Here is a 17,975-nt window from a genome sequence, read left to right as displayed (position 1 = left end):
CGGAGCACCCCGCGATCAGGTCGCTGCCACGGCTACTTCGTATTACGGGCCAGGTCCAGCGCGTAACTAGGCCACCAGTCGCCCGCCTTGGGGCCGCCCTTGCACGTGCCGTCCGACTCGCCGGGCCGCTTGATCCACAGGTAGGCGTCCACGAGGGGGTCGCCGGTGCGGGTGGTGGGGGTGGCGCCCAGGGCGCGGCCGCTCGGGTTGCACCAGTTCTCGGGATCGTCGCCGCCGGGGGCCGGGCCGTTGCCGTTGCGGCTGGTGTCGATGACGAAGTGCTTGCCGCCGACCATCGAGGACAGCTGCTTGCCGTACTTCTTGTTCTCCTCGGTGGTCTGGAAGTTGGAGATGTTCAGCGCGAAGCCGTCGGCCTTTTCGATGCCGGCCCGCTTCAGCGGCTCGACCATGCGGCCCGGGTCCTTGATCCAGTGCGGGTTGCCGGCGTCGAGGTAGACCTTGGTGTGCGGCAGGGCCTTGAGCTTGCCGACGGCCTCCGTCAGCAGAGCGTAGCGCTCCTCGTGGAACTGCTCGGGGGTGCACTTGTCCTCGATGTGCGGCAGCGCGTCCGGCTCCAGGACGACGGTGGTCGGGCGGTCGCCGATGCCCTTGAGCACGCCGTCCAGCCAGGCGCGGTACGCGTTGCCGTCCGCGGCGCCGCCCTTGGAATAGCTGCCGCAGTCGCGGTGCGGAATGTTGTACAGGACGAGCAGGGCCTCGCGGTCGGCCTTCGCGGCTGCTTCCGTGAAGCCGCGGGCCTCCCCCTGCGGGTCCTCCACGCCGATCCATTCGGCCACCGGCTGCGCCGCGATCTTGTCGATCTCGCGCGCCTCGTCGTTCTTGCCGTCCTTGGCGTACGCGGCGGCCTGCCGGGCCGCCTTGCCGTCCGGGTTGACCCAGTACGGCACCGTGGACTTCGGCTGCTGTCCGGGCTCCGCCCCGGCCTTCCCGTCTCCCTCGCCGTCGTCGGACGACGAGAAGCACCCGGACACCAGCAGCAGCGCCCCCAGCGCCGATGCCGCGCCGAACGCGCCGCGCCGGCGGGCGGCGCGGCGCTCACCCGGGGGGCCACCCCCGGACCCCCGCACGTTGCCGTACATCCACTCCCCCCTCGGAGCACGGGACAAGACCGGTCCAATCCATCCTGGCACATGCCCTTCAGCCACAGGTGAGCCTGTGGACAACCTGTTACGCCCCGGCCGCCCGGGCCGAAAACTGCCGCGCGGCACGGTTCGGTGCCCAACTCCCCCTAGGCGACGCGGTGCAGTCGTTCTACAGTGAACCCCAGTGTGAGCTTCAACGTTGGTCACCTGGCCCCAGCCCCTGGTCGGGCCCGTGCACGCGCCTTGAGTTCGGGCGCCCACGCACCTCCCGCCGGCGGCAGGGCAACTCCCGCAGTCCTGACACCCCGGCGGTCGAGGACCGGCCGGTCGGCGGTTCAGGGGGAGCGAGCCGCCGGCCGGGAACGGTCGGGAACCCGGGCTCCATCCCCCGCCCGGGCCCTCAGCCCTCCGGTGCGGGCGTGACCTTGGTGAGATACGCGTACACGACGACGTTGGCGGTGTAGGCGTCCCGCTCCCGGTCGTAGGCGCCCGCGCAGGTGATCAGGCGCAGTTCCGCGCGCCCCGGCACCTGCGCGCCGTAGACCTTCCGCGGCGCGAACCGCCGCCGGTCGTAGATCTTCACGTCCTCGACCGTGAACCGGGCGGTGCCGCCGTCGGCCCTGCGCACGTCCACCGGCTGCCCCGGCTTGAGGCTGCCGAGGCGGTGGAAGACCGCCCGCCGGTCGGCCGTGTCGACATGGCCGACCAGCACGGCGGCGCCCGCCGTGCCCGGTTGCGGCCCCTTGGCGTACCAGCCGACGAGCCCCGGGGTGCGGTACGAGGGCGCGTCCACCGCGCCGGTCGCGTCCAGCCCGGTCTTCACCACACCGGCCCGTACACCCAGGGCGCCGATCGCGACCTCGGCGGGGCGGCCCTCCGGCGAGGTGGCCAGCGGGGCGTGCGCGGCGGGCAGGTCCTGTTCGAGCGGGCGGCCGACGGCCGCCACGTCGCCGGTCGTCGGCCCCTTCGCCAGGGCGCCGCCGTCGGTCAGGTCCCGCCCCCACAGCCACAGGCCCAGCAGCAGCGCCGCCCAGGCCACGCCGGCGGCCATCCGGCCGTGTCCCGGCCCGAGCGGGGGGCGGCGGCTCGCCACCGGGTGGTCGTCATCCGGCATCGCCATCGTCCGATCCCTTGCGCCGGCGCCGCATCCGCAGCACCTGTCCGGTGAGCGCGAGCGCCGCGCCCCCTGCCAGCACCAGTCCCACCGCGTAGATGCCGTCGCCCTCATGGCTCGCGGCCGTCCGCACGGCCGCCGTCCGCACCAGCGCGGCCCGCGACTCCTGCACGGGCGGCGCGGCCCGGTGCCCGGCCGTACCGCCGCCTCCGGCCCGTACAGGCGCGGACGGCGAGGCGGGCCGCTCCGCGGAGGTCCCGGATTCCGGGGCGGCGAGCGGCGCGGCCGCGAGGTCCCCGCCGCCTTCCGCCGCCTCATCCCCCGTGGCGCGCGCCGGAGCCGGTACGACCTCGAACGAACCCGCGGCCCGCGCATCCTGACCGTCACACCGGACGGAGACGGTGTACGCGCCGGGATCCGCGGTGGAACGCACCCGCGCGTCACCCACCAGCCCCGCGGCGACCCGCGCCAGCGGCACCACGTCGACAAAGGCGTCCGAGGTGGCGCTCCCCGTACGCCCCGTACAGCCGCTGACCTGAAGGGCCGTATCGGTGCCCGGCACGACGGCCGACGGAGTGACCGCGACCGCACCGCCCGCGACACCCGGCGCCCGGGCCGCGAACGCGAGCGCGGACCCCGGAGAGAGCACCGCGACCGCGAGGGCGGCACAGAGAGTGAATCCCGGTGAGCGCATGGTGAACCTCCGAACACTTCCGAAGGTCCGCCCGGGGGGAGGATCCCGCATCCGGTGGGGGCCGTGAGTACGCCGTTCGGGTGAGCGGCGGGGGCCGCGGGTCGGGACACGCCACGGCTGCGCCTAATTTCGGAGTTGTAGGTCCGGGCTCTCTCCGCGCCTCCGGGAAGCGGATCGCCAGCAGGGCCGTGACAGTGACAACGACGGGGGAAGACATGCTCAAGGCAGGCGGCTACGTCCGCATTTCCGACCGTGGCAGGACGGGTGACGACCGGGACGGCCGTGAAGGCGTGGTCCGGCAGCGCGCGGACGTGTACGACCTCGCCCGGACCAAGGGCTGCACCATCCACCGTGTCTACGAGGACAACGACACCTCGGCCTTCAAACGTCGCGTGCGGCGCGAGGGCTTCGAGGAGATGGTCCTCGACCTTGAGCGCGGCGTGATCAGCGGCATGCTCGCGCACGACATCGACCGCGTCGCCCGCCGGCCTCAGGACCTCGAACGTCTCATCGACATCTACGAGCAGAGCCGCCGGCCGATGCTCTTCGCCACCACCGCCGGTGACTACGACCTCACCACCGCGGACGGTCGCTTCCAAGCCCGTATCCATGTGACCGTCGCCAACAAGTTCTCCTCCGACGCGGCGCGACGCGTCGCACGGCAGAAGCTCGCCGAGGCTACGGAGGGAAAGCCGCACAGGGGCCGGCGCGCCTTCGGCTGGAAAGATGCCGAGCACATCGCCGAGGGGGAAGCCGCGCTCATCAAGAAGGCGCGCCAGGACGTATTGACGGGCAAGAGCGTTGCCACGGTCCACCGCGAATGGGTGGCGCTGGGGGTGCGGGGGCCGCAGACACCACCGGGTAAGACGATCGGTTACAGCAGCGTGCTGTATGTGCTCCGGAATCCACGGCTTTGCGGATACCGCGCCTACGTTCCCCAGGAGATCCGCGAACGGTCGGGGCGGGTGGACCCTGTCGAGTACCTGGTCGAGCGCACGGACGGTACCCCGGTGACAGGACGGTGGGAAACCATTCTGACACCCGGCGAGTGGCGGGAGCTGGTGGACGAGCTCGACTCCCGCAAGGGCAAGGAGAAGGGCCGGAGGGCGGGTACCACGGTCACCAAGCGGCTGCTGACGGGAATTGCGCGCTGCGCGAGGTGCGGCACCGGCCTGGCCTCCGGGATGTACCAGCGAGGTACTGCCAGCTTCGGAAAGCACGGGTATTACTACTACTGCCGTGCCGCGGACGGTGGGTGTGGAAAGCTCTCCCGCAGTGGTCCCCCGCTGGAGGACCACGTGGAGAAAGCCCTGCTCGATCACCTGATGAAGCAAGCTCGCGACGCGAAGTCCGCCGAGGCGGCGGATCCCGGATCCATCAGCTCGATGGGGACCCTGAAGCGGATCGAGGAGGACAAGGCGGAGGCCCGCCGGCTCCGGGCCGACGGCCTGCTGTCGCTGGCCGAGTTCGCTCGCGAGATGTGCCGCCTCGAGAAAGCGGAGAAGGTGACGAGGGAAACGGTTCCCGCCCTTGCCACCCCGTCGGCGCGGCCCCGTTCCGCCGCGGCCCGCATTGTCCGCGAATGGAACGCGTACACGGTGGACATGAAACGCCGGGAGATGGGGCGCAGTATCGAAGCGGTGGTCGTCGCACCCGCCGGCAAAGGAGGGGCCCAGCGCGGGATTTTCCGACCCGATTTGATCGAGATCGTGTGGAAGTAACCGAACACCCCGATGCCGCGCCGGCGTCGCGCCCCCGTTGCCTTTGCGCACTGTACGAGCCCGCCGCAGGAGTCGGCCCGGCCTCGGCCGTTCCGATACCCATGGCCCGGTCGAAACAGGCGTCCTTCCGCTTGTCCGCCTTCCCGGCCTGAATCATGATGGCCTCGGTCATCGGGGTGCGGGTCGGAGCGGCCCGCATCGTCGACGCCTGCGTTTTCCTTCTATGAATAGCATGGGCGTTCCATGGCCCACCGACGGCAGGAGTCCTCCCCATGACAGAGCGCAAGCCCATCGAATCATGGCTCACCGACATGGATGGGGTGCTGATGCACGAGGGGGTCCCGGTTCCTGGCGCGGACTCCTTCATCAAGAAGCTCCGCGAGTCCGGGCGGCCGTTTCTGGTCCTCACCAACAACTCGATCTACACGGCCCGCGACCTGCACGCCCGGCTGAACCGGATCGGGCTCGAGGTACCGGTGGAGAACATCTGGACCTCGGCCCTGGCCACCGCGAAGTTTCTGGATACCCAGCACCCCGGCGGCACCGCGTACGTCATCGGTGAGGCCGGCCTGACCACCGCGCTGCACGACGCGGGCTATGTGATGACCGACGCCGACCCCGACTTCGTGATCTTGGGTGAGACCCGGACCTACTCGTTCGAGGCGCTGACGAAGGCCATCCGGCTGATCAACGACGGCGCCCGCTTCATCGCCACCAACCCCGACAACACCGGGCCGTCGCCGGAGGGGGTGCTGCCCGCGACCGGCTCGGTGGCGGCATTGATCACGAAGGCCACGGGGAAGAAGCCGTACTTCGTCGGCAAGCCGAATCCTCTGATGATGCGGACCGGGCTGAACGTGATCGGCGCCCACAGCGAGTCCTCGGCCATGATCGGTGACCGGATGGACACCGATGTGCTCGCCGGGCTGGAGGCCGGTATGGAGACGTTCCTCGTCCTCACCGGCCTGACGTCGCAGGATGACATCGACCAGTACCCCTACCGGCCGACGAAGGTCGTGGACTCGATCGCCGACCTGGTGGACCTCATCTGATCCAGGGCCCGCCATGGGCGGGTGCCCGGGCGGGCGCGCCCGAAGCCCCCGTCAGCTCCCCGTCGCCTCCTTCCAGGCGTCCAGATAAGCGGACAGATTCTTGTCGATGTCATTCCAGTCCGGGTGGAAGACCTCGACGCCCTGCATGATCCGGGCGAGTTCGGTGGCGTTGTGGTCGGTGGGCCTGATGTCCGTGCGGGCGGTGAAGCCGCCGCCGGCTTCGGAGACCTGGCGTTGTACCTCGGGGGAGAGGAGGTGGTCGAGGAACTTCTTGGCCTGGGTCGCGTGGGGGGCGTTTTTGACCAGGCCGGCCGCGTACGGGAGCGCGAAGGTGGACGGCTTGGCGCCGGGCTTGGCCGCCGGGAAGAAGATGCCCTGGTTCGGCATGGACTTCATGTTGGCGTAGTTCATCTGCACGTCGCCGTTGGCGACGAGGAGTTCGCCCTTGTCCGTCTTGGGGGCGAGCTGGCCGGTGGAGGAGGACGGGCCGACGTTGTTGGCCTGGAGTTTCTTGAGGAAGGCCATGGCCGGGCCCTGGCCGCCGAAGTCGTGGAGGGCCTGGACGACGACGGCGGTGCCGTCCCCGGCGACGCCCGGTGTGGAGTACTGGAGCTTGTTCTTGAAGCGGGCGTCCGTCAGGTCCTGCCAGGTGCGGGGCGGCTCCTTGAGCTGCTGCTTGTTGTAGATGAAGCAGAAGTAGTTGTTGACGACGGCGGTCCACCTGCCGCCCGGGTCCTTGTCCGCGGCGGCGACCTGTTCGGAGCCCTTGGGGCGGTAGGTCTCCAGCAGGCCCTTGCCGTCGGCCTGCTGGATGAACGGCGGCAGGGTGACGACGATGTCGGCCTTGGTGTTGGCCTTCTCGCGGGCCAGCCGCTGCACGGCGGCGCCGGACCCGCTCTCGACCAGGTTGATCTTGACGCCGGTCTTCTTCTCGTAGTCCTTGAAGACCCGGTCGTAGAAGCCGTCGCCCCGCTCGCCGCGCAGGCCGTCGGCGCTGTAGACGGTGATCTCCTTGGCGTCGGCGTCGGCGCGGGAGGCGCCGCCGCAGCCGGTCAGGGCGGCGGCGAGGAGCAGAGCGCCGCAGAGGGCGGCGGACGGCTTGAGGGGGGTGCGCATGGCGTGGCGTCACTCCTTGATGGAGGGCAGGGCGGGGTGCGTCAGCGGTACGAGGCTTTGGTACGGATGCGGGAGACGGCGAGCAGGACGAGCAGCGTGGCGGCCATCAGCGCCACCGCGAGCGCGGCGCCCGCGAACAGCGCGCCCCGGTCGGTGGTGGCGAAGACCCGTACCGGCAGCGGTAGCCAGTCCGGCGGGTAGATCATCATCGTGGCGCTCAGTTCGCCCATGGACAGGGCGAAGCACAGGCCCGCGGCGGCGGTCAGGGACGGCAGCAGGAGGGGCAGTTTCACGCGCCACAGGACGTGGGCGGGGCGCGCGCCGAGGCTGGCGGCGCTCTGTTCGTACGCCGGGTCCAGGCGGGTTAGCGCGGCCGTGACGGACTGGTGGGCGAAGGCGGTGACCAGGACCGTGTGCGCGATGACGACGATCTGTGGGGTGCCGTTCAGCAGCAGCGGCGGCTGCGAGAAGGCGACCAGCAGCGACAGGCCCACGACGACGGACGGCACCGCGACCGGCAGCATGAAGAGCGCGTCGAGCACCTTGCGGGCGCGGGGCCGCAGCCGTTGTGCGGCCAGCGCGGCCCAGGTGCCGGCGGCCAGCGCGAGCAGGCTGGCGGTGACGGCCGTGACCAGGCTGGTGACCAGCGCCCGGAGGGAGTCGCCCTGGGCGAGGTCCCGGTAGTGCGCGAGCGTGGGGCCGGACGGCAGCGCGCCGCTCCAGCTGCTCGCGAAGGACGCCGCGACGATCACCAGCAGCGGCAGTGCGAAGAGCGGCAGGAACAGGACGAGGAACAGGGCCCGGACGGCCCGGCGGGCGCCCTTGCTATGCACGAGCACGGTGCTCGTCACCTCCCGTGGACGGCGTACGCGCCCCGCCCGCCCGTGCGGCCACGGTCCGGTACAGGGCGTAAAGGGCCAGGGACAGCACGATGTTGACGACGGCGACGACGCACGCCCCCGTGTAGTCGCCGTCGAGGATGGCCTTCGTGTAGACGAGCACCGGCAGGGTGACCACGTCCTTGGCGCCGGTGAACAGCACGATCCCGAACTCGTTGAGCGTCAGCACCAGCACGAGGGCCCCGCCCGCCGCCAGCGACGGCAGCGCCTCGGGCCAGATCACCTTCCGTACGACCCGGGCCGGCCGGGCGCCGAGCGAGGCGGCGGCCTCCAGCTGTCCGGTCTCGATCTGGGAGAAGGCGGCGAGCAGCGGGCGCATCACGAAGGGCGTGAAGTAGGTGATCTCGGCGAGCAGCACGCCCCAGGGGGTGCGCAGGAAGTCGAAGGGCCCGCTCGCGGCGCCGGTGGCGTCCGTCCACAGGCCGTTGGCGAGCCCGGCCGTTCCGTAGACGAAGAGCAGCGCGAGGGTGATCAGGAAGGACGGGAAGGCGAGGAAGACGTCGATGAAGCGGCCGAGCGCCCGGCTGCCGGGGAACGGCACGAACGCGATCACCAGGGCGAGGGCGAAGCCGAGCAGCAGGCACCCGGCGGTCGCGCCGAGGGCGAGCAGCACGGTGTTCCCGAGCGCGTCCCGGAAGGACGCTTCGGCGAAGACCTGCGCGTACGGGGCGGTGGACGGCGGGCCGCCCTCGTCCTGCGTGAAGGACTGCCGTACGACCAGGGCCAGCGGGTAGAGGAAGACGAGCCCGAGGGCGAGGAGCGGCGGAAGGGCCCACAGGGCCGACGAGGCCCGCCGCCGACCGCCTTCGTGCCGCGTCCCGGCCGGTCGGTCACGCTCTCCGGCCGTCCGGTGCCGCTCTCCGGCCGTATGCGGCGTGAGCGTGCCCGGCCTACTCATCGTCCCTGCTCCCCGCTCCGGCCGGCAGCAGCACCGCGTCCTCGGCGGCGAAGTGCAGGACGATCTCGCTGCCCGGCTCCGGTGTGGTCCGCAGTTCGCGCAGGTCGGCCATGACGCGGTGCCCGGCCACGTCCGCGTACACCCGGTGCGTCGCGCCGCGCCACTGCACCTCGGTGACGCGGCCGTGCAGCGCGTTGGGGCCGTCGCCGAGGCCGACCAGGTGCGGGCGTACGCAGAGCGTGGCGGACGCGCCGGGTGCGGGGCCCTCGGCGGGCGTGACGGTCAGCCGGGTACCGGCGAAGTCGGCGGTGCCGTCCGGGCCGACGGTCACCGGGAGGAGGTTGGCGTTGCCCACGAAGGAGGCGGTGAACTCGGTGCGCGGACGGCGGTAGAGGTCCTGCGGGGTGCCGCAGTCGCGCAGCCGCGCGCGGTCCATGACGGCGATCCGGTCCGCCAGCGTCAGCGCCTCCATCTGGTCGTGGGTGACGTACAGGATCGACACGTCGGGCAACTCGCGGTGCAGACGCGCCAGTTCGGCGAGCATGCCGGAGCGCAGCCGGGCGTCGAGGGCGGACAGCGGCTCGTCCAGGAGGAGCACGCCGGGGCGGATGGCCAGCGCCCGCGCGATGGCGACCCGCTGCTGCTGCCCGCCGGACAGTTCGCGCGGGTAGCGACGGGCGTACGCGGCCATGCCGGTCATCTCCAGCACCTCGGCCACCCGGACCGCGGTCTCGGCGCGCGACGCGGTGCGCCCGCGCCGCGCCTTGAGGCCGAAGGCGACGTTGTCCTCGACGCGCAGGTGCGGGAAGAGCGCGTACTGCTGGACGACCATGCCGATGCCGCGCCGGTACGGGGGCAGCCCGGTCACGTCCCGGCCGCCGATCAGCACCCGCCCGGCACACGGCCGGACGAATCCGGCGACCGCCCGCAGCGCGGTGGTCTTGCCCGACCCGGAAGGGCCGAGCAGCGCCATCACCTCGCCCGGTTCGACGGTCAGGTCGAAGGACTCCAGGACGACGTGCTCGCCGTAGGCGACGGAGACGTTGTCGAAGCGGATGCCGGAGGGGGTGGTGGGGGCGGGGGCGGCGGGGCGGATCGTTTCGGCGGGCGCGCTCATGAGGGGCGCTCCGGGCGCGGTCCTTCGAGCAGGGCGGGCAGTTCGGCCACCGAACCGAGGACGTGGGTGGCGCCCGCCGCGCGCAGCGCCGCCTCGTCGTGGGCGCCGGTCAGCACCCCGGCGACGACGGAGGCGCCGGCGCGGCGCCCGGAGAGCATGTCGTACGAGGTGTCCCCGACCACCGCGACCTGCCGTACGGAGTCGGCGGCGCCGGTGCGCAGCAGCGCCGTCAGCACCAGGTCCGGGTACGGGCGTCCGCGCCCGCCCGCGTCGGCCGGGCACAGGGTCAGCGCCGCCAGGTCCCGCCAGCCGAGCGCGTCCAGGATCGCGTCCTGGGTGACCCGGGCGAAGCCGGTGGTCAGCACGACCGTGCGGCCCGCGTCCCGCAGGGCCTCGATGGCCTCCCGGGCGCCGGGCACGGGCGCTATCCGCCCGCCGTCGACCAGTTCCCCGTACGCCTCCTCGAAGGCGGCGTTGGCACGGCGGGCCCGCTGTTCGTCCCCGTAGAGGTGCCGGAAGACGGAGATCTTGGACTCGCCCATGGTGGCGCGGACGTACGCCAGCTGTTCGGCGTGCTCGGCGCTGCCCGGTACGACGCCGAGCCGCCCGGCCGCGGCGCCGAACGCCTGCTCCACCAGCCCGCCGTCGGCGACCGTGGTCCCCGCCATGTCGAGGACGACGAGGGAAACCGGCGCGTCCTCCGGGTAGTCGCTGTTCATGGCCCTCACCAGCCCAGTTCGTTCGCGGTGTCCTCGGCCAGCGCCGGGGAGCAGGTCATGCCGCGTCCGCCGGGTCCGGTGACCAGCCAGACGCCCTCCCGCACCTGCTGCCGGTGCACGACGCGGGACGGGTCGGTGCACTGCGCGTACACCCCGGCCCAGCGGCGGCGCACGGCGGGCAGCGGGCGGCCGAGCAGCGCTTCGACGACCGAGGTCAGGTGCTCGTACGGGTCCTCGACCACGTCGAACCCGAAGGGCGTGGCGTACTCGTGGGTGTCGCCGATCGTCAGGCCGCCGTCGGCGCGCTGCACCATCAGCAGCTGCATGCGGTGCTCGGCGGCGACCGGCGGCTGGGGCTGCGCTGCGGCCAGCGCGTCCAGCTCCGGTCCGGCGTAGGCCGGGTAGTAGCGGAAGCTGTCCGCGTCGGCGACGGAGGTGGTCAGGCTCTCGCCGAGCGGTGTGGTCTGCATCATCTGGAGCCGGACCCGGCGCACCGGCAGGTCGGGGGCCAGCTCCCGCACCAGGCCGCCGAGCCAGGCGCCGGTGCACAGCACCACCGCGTCCCCTTCGTGGAAGTCGCCGTGGTCGTCTCGGACGGCCCGCTCGCCGACGACGTCGCGTACCTCGCGCCCGCCGAGGAAGGTGTACTGCCCGGACGCCGCCAGGGCCTCCCGCAGCGCTCGCTGGGCGGTGCGCGGCTCGACCGCGGCGTCCCGCTCGCACCAGAGCGCTCCGGCGAACTCCCCGCGCAGCGCGGGATTGAGCGCCCGGGCCTCGTCGGCGCCGAGCAGCTTGTACCCGCGGGACGCGGCGTCGGGACGGCGTACGGCCGCCTCGGCGACGGCGTGCTCGGCCGCGTCGCGTACGACGGTGAGCGAACCGTTCGGCCGGAACCCGAGACCGGGGACCCGCTCCCCGATGCCCTCCCACAGCTCGCGGGCCCGCAGCGCGGTGTCCAGCTCCGCGCCGCCGGCCCGGCCGCCGACCCAGACCAGCCCGAAATTGCGCACCGAGGCCCCGCGCGCCTCGGCCTCCCGCTCGATGTGCACGACCTCGTGGCCGCGCCCGACCGCTTCCCAGGCGTGCATGGTCCCCAGCACCCCGGCTCCGACAACTATGACTCGCATGCCCGGAACGGTCGTGGGGGCGGGTGGCGCCCGGCGGTCCGGGAGGGGACGGGGTGGTGAACGGGGCCGCAAGTTTGGCCTAGACCCGTTATCTTCTCGTGATCGAAGCGGCGGGCTGCCGCGTCCCGGGAGATCAGCCGCCCAGATGGGTCGTGAAGGAGAACCGGTCCCCCCGGTAGAGCGAACGCACCCGCTCCAGCGGCAGGCCGCGGGTGTCGCGGGACAGTCGGTGGATGAGAAGCATCGGCAGGGCGCCGGGAGTGCCGATCAGCAGGGCTTCGCGCGGGGTGGCCAGTACGGTCTCCAGGCGCTCGTCCGCGTCCCCGAAGCCGATGCCCAGGCGCTCGTGGAGGTAGGCGTAGAAGGAGGAGTCGGGCTCGAACTCCGCGTCCAGGCGCGGCACCCTGGCCACGGCGACGTACGTGCTCTCCAACCCGACCCGTTCGTCGTCCGCGAGCAGCACCCGCTCCATGTGCCAGACCTCGTCGCCGACTTGCAGGCCCAGCTCGCCGGCCAGCTTCTCCGGCGCGGGGAAGCGGTCCAGACCGACCAGGTGGCGGCCCGGGCGGCGGCCCTGTTTCCGTACGCCCTCGGTGTAACTCGCCAGCGACAGCGGCTGTTCCAGCTTCGGGCCCGCGACGACGGTGCCGCGGCCCAGACGCCGCAGCCGCCCCTCCAGGTGGAGTTCACGGAGCGCCTGGCGCAGCGTTTCCCGGGACACCTCGAAGCGCAGGGCCAGTTCGCGTTCGGTCGGCAGCGCCTCACCCTCACCCAGTTCGGCGAGCAGCGTCTCCAATTGGACCTTCGCCGCGTAGTACTTGGGGATGCGTCCGTGCTCGGGGATGCCGGAGCGGATCGGTGCGCCAGGTTCCTGGCCGTTCGGGTAGTCCACCGGGCGATCCTCGCACTCCGGGTGCGGCCGGAGGTTACGCGTTGCCTACGGGAAGGGGGCTCGCGGGTGTCCTGCTCGGCGCGCGGGCGGAGTCCTGGTCAGCGCGTAGTCGGTGTTCTGCTCAGCGCCGCCGGAGTCGGCGGGCCGCCGCCAGGAGGAGGACGCCGGCGGCCATGAGCACCAGGGCGACGGCGCCGATACGGGTGACGGCGGCGGCTCCGGTGTCCGCGAGGTGGGGCGGGCGGCCCGTGCGGTCGGCCGCGCGAGCGGCCGGGCGGTCCGTACGGTCGGCCGGGCCGTCCGCTCCGTTCGCCGCCGGGGACCGCTCGGCCGCCGTACGTACCTCCGCCCGGTGCCCGGGGCTCTCGGCGGCGGTCGCGGACGGGCACGCAAACGACACGGCGGCCAGCAGCGCGGCCGAGACGGTGGCGCGCGTCAGCACACGGGGCGGGCGCACGGGCATGACGGACCTCCCTGCTCGCCCGGCGCGGACGGACGGCCCGGCGCCGGGGCGGTCGGACGGGGACACGGGCGGGGACGGGGCGGGCTGGGGACGGGGACGTGGGCGATCCGGACGGTCCGGTCCGGGGTGTGCCGCTCGTCGCGGCCCGCCCCGGACCGGACCGTCCGTATCTCGTATGACCGGTCGTTCCCGGACCTTGCCACGGGCGTGCGCCGCCCGGGCCCCGACGCCCCGGTACGCGCCTTCGATCGCCCGAATGCCGCGCGTTCAGCGCAGCCCCCGGACACCAAAAGCCCCTGCCTCAGCGCAGTTCCGCCGCCGCTCCGCCCCCGAACGGCGTCCCCGGCGCGCCGAACAGCGGCGCGAGGACGAGGTGCGCCGCGCCGTCCGCCACCGCCTGCGCGCCCCCTTCGGCCACGGCCACGGGGATCGCGGGGGTACCGCCGTCGCCCCGGATGCGGGCCTGTTCGGCCAGGGCCTCGGCCACGCCGCGTACGTACGTGTCGGGGCTCGCCAGCACCGTACGGCCGCCGAGCAGCACCCGGTCGATGTCGAGCAGTTCCACCAGGTTGGCCGCGGCCACGCCCAGGATGCGGGCCGCTTCGGCGGGCTCGCCGCGCGCCGCCCTGTCGAGGCACAACGCCTCGACGCAGCCGCGCTTGCCGCACCCGCAGCGCGGACCGTCCAGTTGCAGCACCTGGTGCCCGAACTCCCCCGCGCCGGTCCTGGCCCCCCGGTACAGCGCGCCGCCGAGCACCAGGCCCGCGCCCAGCCCCGTACCCAGGTGGAGGTACGCGAACGAGCCGCGCCCGTCCGGTTCGCGCCGGGCCAGGCCGAGGGCGGCGGCGTTGGTGTCCTTGTCCAGGACGACGGGCAGGCCGAGGCGTCCGGCGAGCGCGTCGCGCAGCGGAAAGCCGTCCCAGTCCGGGAAACCGGTGACCCGGCGCAGCACTCCGTCCGTGTGGTCCAGCGGCCCGGGGCTGGCGGCGCCGACGCCCAGGACGCGGGGCGAACGGGCCTCGTCCGGGAGCGCGGCGAGCTGCCCGGCCACCGTGTCGAGCACGGCGGGCGCGCCCGCGCCGAGGTCGAGCGAGGCGGTCCGCGCGGCGACGGTGCGGCCCGCGAGGTCGGTGAGGACGGCGGTCAGCTCGTCGCGGTCCAGGTGCAGCCCGATCGCGTACCGGGCCTCGGGCACCAGGCGCAGCACCGTGGGCGGCTTGCCGCCGGTGGAGGCGCGCCGGCCCGCCTCGGCGACCAGGCCGGCCACCCGCAGCCGGGCGAGGATCTTGCTGACGGCCTGCGGCGTCAGCCCGGTGTGCGCGGCCAGCTCCAGCCGGCTGACGCCCGCCGGTCCGGCCGCCCGCAGCAGCCCCAGCACCAGGGCGGTGTTGTGGCCGCGCAGGGCGGGCAGCCCGGCTCCGCCGCCGGGCGGCGCGGGGGCCGGTCCGGTGGCACACGGCGGCGCGGAGGCCGGTGCGGCGACACGTTCTTCGGAGTCGTGGCTGGTCACCCGTCCATTGTCCGCATTGCTTGCACTTTGGCAACAGCGTTGCTTAAGTGGGACGCATGAACGACTCTCCCGGCACTCCCCTGCGCGTCGGCCTGATCGGCTACGGTCTCGCCGGCTCGGTCTTCCACGCCCCGCTGATCGCCGCCACCAACGGCCTGACGCTGGACACCGTCTCCACCAGCAGCCCGGACCGGCAGGCACAGGCCCGCGCCGAGCACCCCCGGGTCCGTACGGTCGCCACCCCCGACGAGGTGCTGGCCCGCACCGGCGAACTGGACCTGATCGTCATCGCCTCCCCCAACAAGACCCACGTCCCGCTCGCCACCGCGGCGCTGGAGGCCGGTCTGCCGGTGGTCGTCGACAAGCCGCTCTCCGGGACGGCCGCCGAGGCCGAGCGGCTGACCGCCCTCGCGGACGACCGCGGCCTGCTGCTCTCCGTCTTCCAGAACCGGCGCTGGGACAACGACTTCCGCACGGTGCACCAGCTGATCACCGAGGGCGCGCTCGGCGACGTCCTGCGCTTCGAGTCGCGTTTCGAACGCTGGCGGCCGAAGCCGAAGGGCGGCTGGCGCGAGTCCGGCGACCCGGCCGAGATCGGCGGGCTGCTGTACGACCTGGGCAGCCACGTCGCCGACCAGGCGCTCGCCCTCTTCGGTCCGGTCACCCACGTCTACGCCGAGTCCGACGTACGCCGCCCGGGCGCCGAGGCCGACGACGACACGTTCCTCGCGCTCACCCACGCGAACGGCGTCCGCTCACACCTGTGGGTGAGCGCGACCACCGCCCAGCTCGGGCCGCGCTTCCGGGTGCTGGGCAGCCGGGCGGGTTACGTGAAGTACGGCCTGGACCCGCAGGAAGCGGCGCTGCGCGAGGGCCGGCGGCCGGGCGAGGACCCGGCCGGCTGGGGCACCGAACCCGAGGCGTCGTGGGGCCGGATCGGCGCCGGGGAGTCCCCGCTGACCGGCGGCGGCGACCCCGTACCGACCCTGCCCGGCGACTACCCCGCGTACTACGCCGCCGTCGCGGAGGCCCTGCGTACCGGCGGCCGGCCGCCGGTGAGCGCCCGGGAAGCGGCGGCCACGCTGCGCGTTCTGGAAGCGGCGAAGACATCGGCGGCCGAGGGCCGCACGGTCCGGATCGAGGAGTCGGCATGAGCGGCATGAACGGCACGGGAGTGCTGAACGGTACGGACGAGCGGGAGGCGGCGCGCCACCAGGTGCGCGAACTGGAGGAGCAGGAACGCCGCCTGGTCCTGGACCGCTTCGGCAACGAGGACGCGTGGCGGCTGGGCTGCCTGCTGACGGACCTGGCGCGCGAGCGCGGCGCGGCCGTCACGGTGGACATCCGGCGCGGCGGGCAGCAGCTGTTCCACTGCGCGCTGCCCGGTACGTCGGCGGACAACGACGCGTGGATCGAGCGCAAGTGCCGCGTCGTGGAGCGGTACGCGGAGTCGTCGTACCTGGTCGGCGCCCGGTTCCGCGCCAAGGGACGGACCTTCGAGGAATCGTCCCGCCTCGACCCGGACCGCTACGCCGCGCACGGCGGCGCCTTCCCCGTACGGCTGCGCGGTACGGGAGTCATCGGCACGGTCGCCGTCTCCGGCCTCCCCCAGGGCGACGACCACGCGCTGGTGGTCGACGCCCTGGGACGCTACATCGAGCAGCGGACGGAGGACTGACGGCAGGTCAGTCCGAGCGGCGCCGGGTGCGGATGATCAGCACGAGCACCACACCGCTGATGACGGCGGCCACCGCCGCCCCGATGAACAACGGATCCTGGAACCCGCTGCCACTGTGCGCCAGCTGATCCCCACCATCGGTGGGGGCGGGGCTGGGCAGGGGGGTGTGGGAGGAGTGGGTGGGGTTGGGGGTCGGGGTTGCAGTGAGAGTTGCGGTGGGGGTGGGGGTTGAGGTCGGGGTCGGCTCGGTGGGGCCCGGGGTGGGCTCCGTGGGGCCGGGAGTCGGCTCCGTCGGGCCCGGAGTCGGCTCCGTCGGGCCCGGAGTCGGCTCGGTCGGGCCGGGAGTGGGCTCCGTCGGGCCCGGAGTCGGCTCGGTCGGGCCGGGAGTGGGCTCCGTCGGGCCCGGAGTCGGCTCGGTGGGAGTCGGGACCGGCTCGGTCGGAGAGGGTGTGGGTTCGGTCGGAGACGGGGTCGGCTCGGTCGGGCTCGGGCTCGGCTCCGTCGGACTCGGGGTCGGGGTCGGAGTCGGCTCCGTGGGGGTCGGGGTCGGTTCCGTGGGCGACGGGCTGGGCTCGGTCGGCGACGGCGACGGCTCCGTGGGGGAAGGGCTCGGCTCCGTGGGACTCGGCGAGGGCTCCGTGGGCGAGGGGCTCGGCTCCGTCGGCGACGGCGACGGCTCGGTCGGCGAGGGACTCGGTTCGGTCGGACTCGGCGACGGCTCGGTCGGAGACGGACTCGGCTCCGTGGGTGAAGGCGACGGCTCCGTAGGACTCGGTGTCGGGCTCGGCGTCGGCCTCTGGTCCCGGCAGTCGGGCAGATCGCCGTTGAAGGGGTAGTTGTGCATCTCGGCGCCGGACGTCGAGGTGTGCACCAGCGAACCGACCGTGAAGAACCGGCCGTTCATGCCCGGCACCGACACCGTCGTCGTACTGCCCTGCTTGCCGACCAGCACGCTTCCCTGGAACTGCGCACCGCCCTTGAACTCCACCGTGTTCGCGTCCGGGAAGTTCCACAGCAGCCGCTGGCGGATGCCGGGCGGCTGGAGGTCGTGGCCGATGTACGTGTTGATCGTGCGCGCGTCGCCGACCATGTTGACCAGGACGGTCGCGCCCTGCGGAATCCCGGTGAAGGTGATGCCCTGGGCGCCGCCGTTGCGTCCCACCAGGTCGAAGTCGACGTTGAAGACCTGTAGGGCGGACCTGCCGTCACCGGTGAAGACCGTCGAGTAGCCCTGGTTGACGGCGGTGCCGGTCGCGGGCCGCGGCCCGTCCCCGGTCCGCGCGTAACACCGGCTGCTCGCCGTGAGATCGGGCACCAGCCTGCGGTACGGGTCGGCGACGCCGGGCCGCTGGTCCGCCTGGGGAATCACGGTGCCGCTGAGCCTGCCCTCGTAGGCGACGACTCCGTGGGTGCTGCCCTCCTCGGCGAGCAGCCGCTGCCCGGGGGCGATGGTGACGTCGCCGCCCACGGTCAGGAAGTCGGAGCCGTTGGGCGGCGGCACCCGGGAGCCGACGCCGACGATGCCCACGTTGTAGACGCTGGACCCGCCGGTCTTGTTCATCTCGAAGGTGCCGAGGGTGACGATCTTCCCTTCGGCCTCCGCGGCCGAGCCGCCGACGCGGAAGTCCCCGCCGACGAAGATGTTGAGGTTCTCGTCCCGGCCGGGCACCGGTCCGTTGTTCGGATCGTCGTACGAGGACGGGCAGCCGCTCCCCAGGCACGGGCCGAGCCCGTCGGGCAGCGGGGCCGCGAAGCCGAACGCGGCGAACAGGCCGAGGAGCACCGCGGCGACGGCTCCCAGCGCGGCGGCACCCACCACATGGGACCGTTTTGTCTTTTTTGCAGGCATATGGGCACTATGAACGCGGACCG

At 73.1% G+C, this 17,975-nt stretch carries 17 protein-coding genes; 4 read left to right on the top strand and 13 right to left on the bottom strand.

Annotation, left to right across the window (positions count from 1 at the left end; all coding sequences use genetic code 11):
* Positions 1 to 32: 32 nt before the first annotated feature.
* The 3 genes from CP984_RS25830 to CP984_RS25820 all read right to left on the bottom strand — a co-directional run bounded on the left by CP984_RS25830 (position 33) and on the right by CP984_RS25820 (position 2,911).
* Complete coding sequence (locus CP984_RS25830; RefSeq protein WP_003984873.1) at positions 33 to 1,100, bottom strand: glycoside hydrolase family 6 protein; 1,068 nt, start codon at positions 1,098 to 1,100, stop codon at positions 33 to 35.
* 403 nt (positions 1,101 to 1,503) lie between these two features.
* A complete protein-coding gene (locus CP984_RS25825) occupies positions 1,504 to 2,223 on the bottom strand; it encodes a class F sortase (RefSeq protein WP_003984872.1) in 720 nt (239 codons plus the stop codon).
* Positions 2,207 to 2,911 carry a hypothetical protein gene (locus CP984_RS25820; RefSeq protein ID WP_003984871.1) on the bottom strand — a complete coding sequence of 235 codons (705 nt, stop codon included), beginning with the start codon at positions 2,909 to 2,911 and terminating at the stop codon, positions 2,207 to 2,209. The genes CP984_RS25825 and CP984_RS25820 overlap by 17 nt, the downstream gene beginning before the upstream one ends.
* Positions 2,912 to 3,126: 215 nt before the next feature.
* Here CP984_RS25820 and CP984_RS25815 point away from each other — a divergent pair, with 215 nt between their 5' ends.
* Together CP984_RS25815 and CP984_RS25810 are read left to right on the top strand one after the other, a co-directional pair.
* A complete protein-coding gene (locus CP984_RS25815; RefSeq protein WP_003984870.1) occupies positions 3,127 to 4,632 on the top strand; it encodes a recombinase family protein in 1,506 nt (501 codons plus the stop codon).
* A gap of 272 nt (positions 4,633 to 4,904) precedes the next feature.
* Positions 4,905 to 5,684 carry an HAD-IIA family hydrolase gene (locus CP984_RS25810; protein WP_003984869.1) on the top strand — a complete coding sequence of 260 codons (780 nt, stop codon included), beginning with the start codon at positions 4,905 to 4,907 and terminating at the stop codon, positions 5,682 to 5,684.
* Positions 5,685 to 5,735: 51 nt separating this feature from the next.
* On the opposite strand, the gene CP984_RS25805 is transcribed toward CP984_RS25810, so the two are convergent.
* From CP984_RS25805 to CP984_RS25765, 9 genes are all read right to left on the bottom strand, one after another.
* Positions 5,736 to 6,800 carry a 2-aminoethylphosphonate ABC transporter substrate-binding protein gene (locus CP984_RS25805; protein ID WP_003984868.1) on the bottom strand — a complete coding sequence of 355 codons (1,065 nt, stop codon included), beginning with the start codon at positions 6,798 to 6,800 and terminating at the stop codon, positions 5,736 to 5,738.
* Between the two features lie 41 nt (positions 6,801 to 6,841).
* Positions 6,842 to 7,639 (bottom strand): ABC transporter permease, encoded by a 798-nt coding sequence (locus CP984_RS25800; protein ID WP_003984867.1) that lies wholly within the window; start codon positions 7,637 to 7,639, stop codon positions 6,842 to 6,844.
* Positions 7,626 to 8,597, bottom strand: coding sequence for a 2-aminoethylphosphonate ABC transporter permease subunit (locus CP984_RS25795; protein WP_003984866.1), 972 nt, complete (start codon positions 8,595 to 8,597; stop codon positions 7,626 to 7,628). Before CP984_RS25795 ends, CP984_RS25800 begins: the two co-directional genes overlap by 14 nt.
* Positions 8,590 to 9,714 carry an ABC transporter ATP-binding protein gene (locus CP984_RS25790; protein WP_003984865.1) on the bottom strand — a complete coding sequence of 375 codons (1,125 nt, stop codon included), beginning with the start codon at positions 9,712 to 9,714 and terminating at the stop codon, positions 8,590 to 8,592. Before CP984_RS25790 ends, CP984_RS25795 begins: the two co-directional genes overlap by 8 nt.
* A complete protein-coding gene (locus CP984_RS25785; protein WP_003984862.1) occupies positions 9,711 to 10,433 on the bottom strand; it encodes a phosphonatase-like hydrolase in 723 nt (240 codons plus the stop codon). The genes CP984_RS25790 and CP984_RS25785 overlap by 4 nt, the downstream gene beginning before the upstream one ends.
* 5 nt (positions 10,434 to 10,438) lie before the next feature.
* Positions 10,439 to 11,560 (bottom strand): TIGR03364 family FAD-dependent oxidoreductase, encoded by a 1,122-nt coding sequence (locus CP984_RS25780; RefSeq protein ID WP_003984861.1) that lies wholly within the window; start codon positions 11,558 to 11,560, stop codon positions 10,439 to 10,441.
* Positions 11,561 to 11,693: 133 nt separating this feature from the next.
* Positions 11,694 to 12,452, bottom strand: coding sequence for a GntR family transcriptional regulator (locus CP984_RS25775; protein WP_003984859.1), 759 nt, complete (start codon positions 12,450 to 12,452; stop codon positions 11,694 to 11,696).
* 121 nt (positions 12,453 to 12,573) lie between these two features.
* Positions 12,574 to 12,915, bottom strand: coding sequence for a hypothetical protein (locus tag CP984_RS25770; RefSeq protein ID WP_003984858.1), 342 nt, complete (start codon positions 12,913 to 12,915; stop codon positions 12,574 to 12,576).
* Positions 12,916 to 13,216: 301 nt separating this feature from the next.
* Entirely contained in the window at positions 13,217 to 14,425 is a 1,209-nt protein-coding gene (locus CP984_RS25765) for an ROK family transcriptional regulator (protein WP_078587065.1), read from the bottom strand.
* Between the two features lie 56 nt (positions 14,426 to 14,481).
* Here CP984_RS25765 and CP984_RS25760 point away from each other — a divergent pair, with 56 nt between their 5' ends.
* Together CP984_RS25760 and CP984_RS25755 are read left to right on the top strand one after the other, a co-directional pair.
* Positions 14,482 to 15,579: a Gfo/Idh/MocA family oxidoreductase gene (locus tag CP984_RS25760; protein ID WP_003987449.1), complete on the top strand. Its 1,098-nt coding sequence runs from the start codon at positions 14,482 to 14,484 to the stop codon at positions 15,577 to 15,579.
* 5 nt (positions 15,580 to 15,584) lie between these two features.
* Positions 15,585 to 16,103, top strand: a complete 519-nt coding sequence (locus CP984_RS25755) for a heme-degrading domain-containing protein (RefSeq protein WP_063604394.1) — start codon at positions 15,585 to 15,587, stop codon at positions 16,101 to 16,103.
* A 7-nt stretch (positions 16,104 to 16,110) separates the two neighbouring features.
* Here the strand turns inward: CP984_RS25755 and CP984_RS25750 are convergent, their stop codons facing one another.
* Positions 16,111 to 17,952: a choice-of-anchor A family protein gene (locus CP984_RS25750; protein ID WP_050504663.1), complete on the bottom strand. Its 1,842-nt coding sequence runs from the start codon at positions 17,950 to 17,952 to the stop codon at positions 16,111 to 16,113.
* Positions 17,953 to 17,975: the final 23 nt, after the last annotated feature.

The organism is Streptomyces rimosus, assembly GCF_008704655.1.
Taxonomy (GTDB): Bacteria; Actinomycetota; Actinomycetes; order Streptomycetales; family Streptomycetaceae; genus Streptomyces; species Streptomyces rimosus.
The sequence above is the reverse complement of the archived record's forward strand: the minus strand, read 5'-3'. Positions and strand labels throughout refer to the sequence as shown.